At 69.5% G+C, this 7,766-nt stretch carries 8 protein-coding genes; all 8 read left to right on the top strand.

The genetic code is table 11. From position 1 onward, the window contains the following. Positions 1-512 (top strand): DUF3363 domain-containing protein (locus RT567_RS11265; protein WP_313576454.1); only part of this gene is annotated, 512 nt, incomplete at its 5' end. A 37-nt stretch (positions 513-549) separates the two neighbouring features. Beyond that, positions 550-2,523, top strand: a complete 1,974-nt coding sequence (locus tag RT567_RS11260; protein ID WP_313576453.1) for a conjugal transfer protein TraG — start codon at positions 550-552, stop codon at positions 2,521-2,523. Positions 2,524-2,532: 9 nt separating this feature from the next. Next, positions 2,533-3,024, top strand: coding sequence for a CopG family transcriptional regulator (locus tag RT567_RS11255; RefSeq protein WP_313576452.1), 492 nt, complete (start codon positions 2,533-2,535; stop codon positions 3,022-3,024). 203 nt (positions 3,025-3,227) lie between these two features. Continuing rightward, positions 3,228-4,142, top strand: a complete 915-nt coding sequence (gene trbB, locus RT567_RS11250; RefSeq protein WP_409516170.1) for a P-type conjugative transfer ATPase TrbB — start codon at positions 3,228-3,230, stop codon at positions 4,140-4,142. 33 nt (positions 4,143-4,175) lie between these two features. Beyond that, the gene (locus RT567_RS11245) at positions 4,176-4,493 is read left to right on the top strand and encodes a TrbC/VirB2 family protein (RefSeq protein ID WP_296173019.1); all 318 of its coding nucleotides are present in this window, start codon (positions 4,176-4,178) and stop codon (positions 4,491-4,493) included. Then, entirely contained in the window at positions 4,493-4,759 is a 267-nt protein-coding gene (locus RT567_RS11240) for a VirB3 family type IV secretion system protein (RefSeq protein WP_200168813.1), read from the top strand. Before RT567_RS11245 ends, RT567_RS11240 begins: the two co-directional genes overlap by 1 nt. 2 nt (positions 4,760-4,761) lie before the next feature. Further along, positions 4,762-7,206 (top strand): conjugal transfer protein TrbE, encoded by a 2,445-nt coding sequence (trbE, locus tag RT567_RS11235; protein WP_313576450.1) that lies wholly within the window; start codon positions 4,762-4,764, stop codon positions 7,204-7,206. Further along, a partial coding sequence (gene trbJ / locus RT567_RS11230; protein ID WP_313576449.1) for a P-type conjugative transfer protein TrbJ occupies positions 7,203-7,766 on the top strand: 564 nt, incomplete at its 3' end. The genes trbE and trbJ, both read left to right, overlap by 4 nt.

Raw genomic sequence — 7,766 nt, 5'->3', positions numbered from 1 at the left:
GCGCCCATCCGATGACGGTGACGGTGTCCGATCTCGGCCTGACCGGCCAGATCATGGCCAGGGGCGCGACCTGGCTGGATCGTCGTGCGCTGGATCCCAACCCCTTGCCTGGGGCCGGCGGCTTCGCAGACGAGGTCGCCGTCGCCCGCGAAGCGCGCATCGACCGCCTGGCCGCCGAGGGGCTGGCCGAATGGCGTGGCGTCGGCGTGCGCTTCGCCTCTGGCCTGCTCCAAACCCTGAAGGCCCGGGAGATCGCCGATGTCGCGGAGCGGCTCCGGAATGAGACCGGCCTGGTCTTCCGTCCGACAGCCGAGGGGGACGAGGTCTCGGGCGTCTATCGCCGCCGCCTGGACCTGGCCTCGGGACGGTACGCCATGATCGACGACGGGGCGGGCTTCAGCCTTGTGCCCTGGCGGCCTCCGCTCGAACGAAATCTCGGCCGGTCGGTCAGGGGACTCGCGGGCGCCCGGGGCGAGATCGAATGGCGCCCGCCGCGCGCCCTCGGCCGCTGAGCCCGCAATTAGCACCACTCCCTGAACTGGAGTCAGCATGTCCGCTGGAAAGATCCTCTGGGGCCAGATCACCCTGGTCTTCGGTCTCATCCTCGCCGGCGTCTGGGGCGCGACCCAGTGGACCGCCTGGCGTCTCGCCTATCAGCCGGCGCTCGGCACGCCCTGGTTCGAGGTCCTTGGCCATTCGGTCTACGCCCCGCCGAGCCTCTTCTTCTGGTGGTTCGTCTATGACGCCTATGCGCCGCGCCTCTTCCTGGAGGGCGGGGCGATTGCGGCGGGTTCTGCGCTCGTCGCCATCGGCGTCTCCATCGCCATGGCGGTCTGGCGCTCGCGGGAGGCGGCGTCGGCCACGACCTATGGCACCGCGCGATGGGGCGACGCCCGTGACGCCCGCGCCGCCGGGTTGATGGGTGATGACGGCGTGCTGCTGGGCGAGATGGACGGCCGGTATCTGCGCCACGACGGACCCGAGCATGTGCTGTGTTTTGCGCCGACCCGCTCGGGCAAGGGGGTCGGTCTGGTGGTGCCGACCCTCCTGACGTGGGGCGGCTCGGCGCTCGTCCACGACATCAAGGGCGAGAACTGGTCCCTGACCGCCGGATGGCGCGCGCGCTTCGGACCCGTCCTGATGTTCGATCCGACCGATGCGCAGAGCGCCGCCTACAACCCTCTGATGGAGGTGCGGGCGGGACCGCTCGAGGTGCGCGACGTCCAGAACATCGCCGACATTCTTGTCGACCCCGAAGGCGCGCTTGAACGCCGGAACCACTGGGAGAAGACCAGCCACGCCCTTCTGGTCGGGGCCATCCTCCATGTGCTGCACGCCGAGGCCGACAAGACCCTGGCCGGGGTGGCTTCCTTCCTGTCGGATCCGGAACGGCCGATCGAAGCCACCCTTCGGCGCATGATGACGACGCCCCATCGTGACGGACGGCCTCATCCGGTGATCGCCGCCGCCGCCCGCGAACTGCTGAACAAGAGCGAGAACGAGCGGTCGGGCGTGCTCTCCACCGCGATGAGCTTCCTCGGCCTCTATCGCGACCCGATCGTCGCGGCGGTGACCGGGCGGTGCGACTGGCGCATCGCGGACCTGGTCGACGGCGAACGGCCCGTCTCCCTCTATCTCGTGGTGCCGCCCTCGGACATCAGCCGCACCAAGCCGCTGATCCGTCTGATCCTGAACCAGATCGGCAGACGCCTGACCGAGGATCTCCAGGCGCGGGCAGGGCGGCGCCGCCTCCTCATGCTTCTCGACGAGTTCCCGGCGCTCGGTCGTCTCGACTTCTTCGAAACCGCCCTGGCCTTCATGGCGGGCTATGGGCTGAAGGCCTTCCTCATCGCCCAGAGCCTCAACCAGATCGAGAAGGCCTACGGACCCAATAACGCCATCCTCGACAACTGCCATGTCCGGGTCGCCTTCGCGACCAATGACGAGCGCACCGCCAAGCGGATTTCCGAGACCCTGGGAACGGCGACCGAACTGCGGGCGATGCGGAACTACGCCGGCCATCGGCTATCCCCCTGGCTCGGTCATCTCATGGTGTCGCGCCAGGAGACGGCTCGCCCCCTCCTGACCCCGGGCGAGGTGATGCAACTGCCCTCGACTGACGCCCTGGTTCTGGCGTCGGGATGCGCGCCCCTGCGGGTGAAGAAGGCGCGGTATTACGCCGACCGTCAGCTCAAGGGGCGCGTGCTTCCGGCCCCGGCGTCCCGCGGCGCGATCCCGGGCGCGAGGGAGGATCTCCCCTGGGCGACGTCCTCACCCGCCTCCGTCGCACTGCGGCCGGAGCCGGCGATGTCCGACGACGGCGGGCTGAGACTGGAGCAGGATCCGGAGGCGCCCGACGTCCTGGCGCGAACGCCTGTGGTCGCAGACCTCCCCGGAGATCCGCCCGGTCCCGACCTCGACGAGGACGACGGCGTCGCCATCCTGCCGGACGATCTGGAGGCGCGGATGCGGCGCGTCGCCCGTCAGGCGGCGCTCGACCCTGACGACGGCATCACGCTCTAGGCCTGTGCAATGAAGAAGCCCTTCCTCACCGTCTACCTCCCGCCGGAACTGCTCGACCTCCTGGTCGCCCAGGCGAAGCGGCGGGGCGTGCCCAAGTCGACCGTCGCCGAGGCGGCCATCACCAGCTTCCTTACGCCGGACGCCGCCCAGCAGCAGGAGGCCGCGCTCGGACGGCGGCTGGACCGGCTCAATCGCCATGCCGACCGGTTGGAACGGGATCTCGAAATCGCCGTCGAGATGCTGGCGCTTTTCGTCCGGACCTGGATGGCCGCGACGCCCTCCCTGCCGGACGCCGCCCAGGCCGCGGCGCGTGCGAGAGGGCGGGATCGCTACGAGCGCTTCGTCGAAAACCTGGGGCGCCGGCTGGCGTCCGGACGGTCGTTCACGCGCGAACTGGCGTTCGAGCTCGAAGCCGCGACGCGGGACGATGTCGTCGACCGGGCTTCTGACGTCAGCCGCAGCGACATAGGCGATGCGCAAGACGAGAAACCGACGTCCTGACCTTCGCCCTGATCGTCCTGGGACGAAGGGACGAGGTCGGTCATTCCGCCGATCGCCTGTCTTTCTACGCCTCGGCCCTACTACGCCCTTGGCCTTGTTGAACTCCCGCGATTTGCGGTTCTCTTGTCGCCCCCGTCCGGATCGCCCGCCGATCCGTCCTCGCAGACGGGACCGCCATGACCACGCAAGCGCGCAGCCTGAAAATGCTCCGCACGGCCTTTGGCCCGGCGCTCCTGGCCGCGTTGTCGGATCCGGATGTGGTGGAGGTCATGCTCAATCCGGATGGCCGGGTCTGGCTGGATCGGTTGACGAGCGGGCTTGAACTGACGCCGCATCGCCTGGAGCCCGCCGAGGGCGAGCGGGTCGTCAGACTGGTGGCCCACCACGTCGGACAGGAGGTCGACGAGACCCGTCCCCGCATCTCGGCTGAACTGCCGGAAACCGGGGAGCGGTTCGAAGGCCTGCTGCCGCCCATTGTTCGCGCGCCGGCCTTCGCCATCCGCAAGCCGGCCGTCGCCGTCTTCACCCTCGACGACTATGTCGCCGCCGGGATCATGCTCGCCGGGCAGGCGCAAAGCCTGCGCGACGCCGTCGGCCAGCGCCGCAACATCCTTGTGGTCGGGGGCACCTCCAGCGGCAAGACGACCCTGGTCAACGCCCTGCTCGCTGAGATGGCGGGGAGCGACGACCGGATCATTCTCATCGAGGACGTCCGGGAACTGCAATGCGCGGCGCCCAATACCGTGGCGCTGCGCACCCGGGATGGTGCGGTAACCCTGACCGATCTGGTGCGCTCCGCCCTTCGCCTGCGCCCGGACCGCATTCCCATCGGGGAGGTCCGCGGCGCCGAGGCGCTCGATCTCGTGAAAGCCTGGGGCACGGGACATCCGGGCGGCGTCGGCACCCTCCACGCCGGATCCGCGCACGGCGCGCTCCATCGGCTCGAGCAACTCATCCAGGAAGCGGTCCTCGTGCCGCCCCGCGCCCTCATCGCCGAGACCATCCATCTCGTCGCTGTCCTGGCCGGTCGAGGCGCCGAGAGACGTCTGGTCGAACTCGCCGCCGTCGGCGGCCTCGACGCCGACGGCGGGTATCGCCTTTCGCCCGTCCCCTCCTGACCCCTCCGACTTCATACCCTCTGGAGCACCGTCATGACCGCCTATCAACGCCGCCTCCATCCCGCCGTCCTGCTCGCGCTGGCCGCCGTCTGCGCTTCGCCCGCCCTGGCCGGCGGCTCCTCCATGCCCTGGGAGGCGCCGCTCCAGTCCATCCTGGAGTCGATCGAAGGGCCCGTGGCCAAGATCATTGCGGTGATGATCATCATCGTCACCGGCCTGACCCTGGCCTTCGGGGACACATCGGGCGGCGCGCGTCGACTGATCCAGATCGTCTTCGGTCTCTCCATCGCCTTTGCGGCCAGTTCCTTCTTCCTCAGCTTCTTTTCCTTCGGCGGCGGCGCGCTGGTCTGATGGCTGACCCGATCCCCGAGGATTTCGTCGCGCCCCTTCACCGGGCCCTGGTGGAGCCGATCCTCCTGGCCGGCGCGCCGCGCGCGCTCGCCATCGTCAACGGCACCCTGGCCGCCGCCCTGGGGCTGGGCCTGCGGTTGTGGCTCGCGGGCGTGGCGGTCTGGATCGTCGGGCACGCCCTGGGCGTACTCGCCGCGCGTCACGACCCGGACTTCGTCGAGGTCGCGCGTCGTCACCTGCGCCTTCCGACGCTTCTGGACGTCTGATCATGTTCTCGCTTCAGGAATATCGCGCCCGGCCGCGACAACTCGCCGACTTCCTGCCCTGGGCGGCCCTGATCGCGCCAGGCGTGGTCCTGAACAAGGACGGCGGTCTCCAACGCACCGCGCGTTTCCGTGGCCCCGATCTGGATTCGGCGACCAATGCTGAACTGTCAGGCGTCGCCGGGCGACTGAACAACGCCCTGCGCCGGCTCGGGTCCGGCTGGGCGATCTTCGTCGAGGCCCAGCGCCACGCCTCGGCCGCCTATCCCGACAGCATCTTCCCCGACCCGGTCTCCGGCCTGGTGGAAGAGGAGCGGCGCGCCGCCTTCCAGGCCGACCGGACCCATTTCGAGAGCGCCTATTACCTAACCCTGGTCTGGCTGCCGCCGGCCGAGGATCGCGGCCGCGCCGCGCGCTGGCTCTATGACGGGGAGGCGGAGAAGGGCGTGGACTGGCCGTCCCAGGTCCGCGGCTTCATCGACCGGACCGATCGGCTCCTCGCCCTCATTGAAGGGCTGATGCCGCAGGCGGCCTGGCTCGACGACGAAGCCACCCTGACCTTCCTTCACGCCACGGTCTCGACTGCGCGGCAATCCGTCCGCCTGCCGGAAACGCCGATGCACCTCGATGTGCTGCTGGCCGACAGGGCTCTGGTCGGCGGCCTGGCGCCCCGTCTCGGCGGCGCGCATCTGCGGGTCCTGACCGTCATCGGTTTTCCGACGGCGACCTGGCCGGGGCTTCTCGACGAACTCAACCGCCTGGCCTTCGACTATCGCTGGACCACGCGCGCGCTCTGCCTCGACAAGACCGACGCCGGGCGACTGCTCGGCCGCATTCGCCGCCAGTGGTTCGCCAAACGGAAATCGATCGCGGCCCTCCTCAAGGAGGTGATGACCAATGAGGCCGCCGTCCTGATGGACTCCGACGCTGACAACAAGGCGGCGGACGCCGATCAGGCTCTGCAGGATCTCGGCGCCGATGGCGTGGGCTACGCCCTGGTCACCGCCACCCTGACCGTGTGGGACGAGGATCCGGCGATCGCCGACGCCAAGCTCCGGCAGGCGGAAAAGGTCATTCAGGGACGCGATTTCACCTGTATCGCCGAGAGCCTGAACGCCGTCGAGGCCTGGCTCGGAGGCTTGCCGGGCCACGTCTACGCCAATGCGCGGACGCCGCCGATCTCCACCCTCAACCTCGCCCACATCATGCCGATGTCCGCCGTCTGGGCCGGGCCGGACTGGAACCCCCACCTCGACGGACCGCCGCTGTTCCATGCGCGGACCGACGGCGCCACGCCCTTCCGCTTCTCTCATCACGTCGGCGATGTCGGCCACACCCTCATGGTCGGGCCGACCGGGGCGGGGAAGAGCGTGCTGCTGGCGCTGATGGCCCTCCAGTTCCGGCGCTATCCGGCATCCCAGGTCTTCGCCTTCGACTTCGGCGGCTCGATCCGCGCGGCGGCCCTGGCCATGGGCGGCGATTTCCACGACCTCGGCGAGGCGATGCTGGGCGGCGAGCGCGGGCTGACCTTGCAGCCTCTCGAAGGGATCGACGATCCGGGCGAACGCGCCTGGGCCCAGGCCTGGCTGATGGACCTCCTCGCCCGGGAAGGCGTGCCGATCGAACCGGAGATCAAGGACCAGGTCTGGTCCGCCCTCGTCAGCCTCGCGGGAACCCCTGCCAGCGAACGTACGCTTTCAGGCTTCGCCGCCCTTGTCCAAAGCGCCGCCGTGAAACGGGCGATGGCGCCCTTTACCCTGGAGGGGCCATGGGGACGCCTGCTCGACGGCGACCGCGAACACCTCGGCGTCGGCGCGGTCCAGGCCTTCGAGACAGAAGGCCTGATCGGATCGGGTGCAGCGCCCGCGGTGCTCGCCCATCTGTTTCACCGGATCGAGGCGCGGCTGGACGGACGACCGACCCTGATCATCGTCGATGAGGGCTGGATCGCCCTCGACGATACCGGCTTCGGCGCCCAGTTGCGCGAATGGCTGAAGACCCTGCGCAAGAAGAACGCCTCGGTAGTCTTCGCCACCCAGTCGCTTGCCGACATCGACAACAGCGCGATCGCCGCAGCGATCATCGAGAGCTGCCATACCCGTCTCTTCCTGCCGAACGCCCGCGCCCGCGAGCCGCAGATCGCCGCCGTCTACCGCCGCTTCGGATTGAACGATCGCCAGATCGACATCCTCGCCCAGGCGACGCCGAAGCGAGACTACTACTGCCAGTCGCGTGCCGGCGACCGCCTGTTCGAACTCGGCCTCGGTCCGGTCGCTCTGGCCTTCTGCGCCGCCTCATCGGCGACGGATCAGGCGTCCATCCGGGCGGTTCTCGACCAGGCCGGCCCCGCGAGTTTCGGCGCGGCCTGGCTGCGCCATCGCGGCCTGCCCTGGGCCGCAGACCTACTTGCGACAGCCCCTCCCCAACAACCACCCGGAGACCCGTCATGAAACGCCTGCGTTCGCCTATGGCCTTGTCGGCCGGCCTTCCTGCCGCTGTGGCCGCCGCCGTCCTCCTCTGCGGCGACCTCCCGGTCCAGGCCCAGGTGGTCGTTCATGATCCGACCAACCACGTCCAGAACGTCATCCAGGCCGCCCGCGCCCTGGAGCAGATCAACAACCAGATCCAGTCGCTCCAGAATGAAGCCGCCGCTCTCATGAACCAGGCGCGGAACCTGACGAGCCTCCCGTACTCGTCGCTCCAGACCCTGCAGGCGCAAGTCGATAGGACCCGCGGCCTTCTCGCGGAGGCCCAGGCGCTGGCCTATGACGTGCGCGAGATCGAGGCGGCTTTCGACAGCCGCTACGGCGCCGTCCCCATGTCGGCGTCAGAAGGGGATCTGGTCGCGCGCGCTCGCGAGCGCTGGCGGTCGTCGGTCGCAGGTTTCGAGGACGCGATGCGGGTCCAGGCGGGCGTGGTCCAGGGCCTGGGCGCGACGCGGCAGGAAATGGACCGCCTGGTCGGCGCCAGCCAGAGCGCCGCCGGCGCCCTGCAGGCGGCCCAGGCCGGC

Origin of the sequence: Brevundimonas sp. (assembly GCF_032107865.1) — a bacterium.
In the GTDB taxonomy this organism is placed as follows: domain Bacteria; phylum Pseudomonadota; class Alphaproteobacteria; order Caulobacterales; family Caulobacteraceae; genus Brevundimonas.
This window is presented reverse-complemented; position numbering and strand designations above follow the sequence as displayed.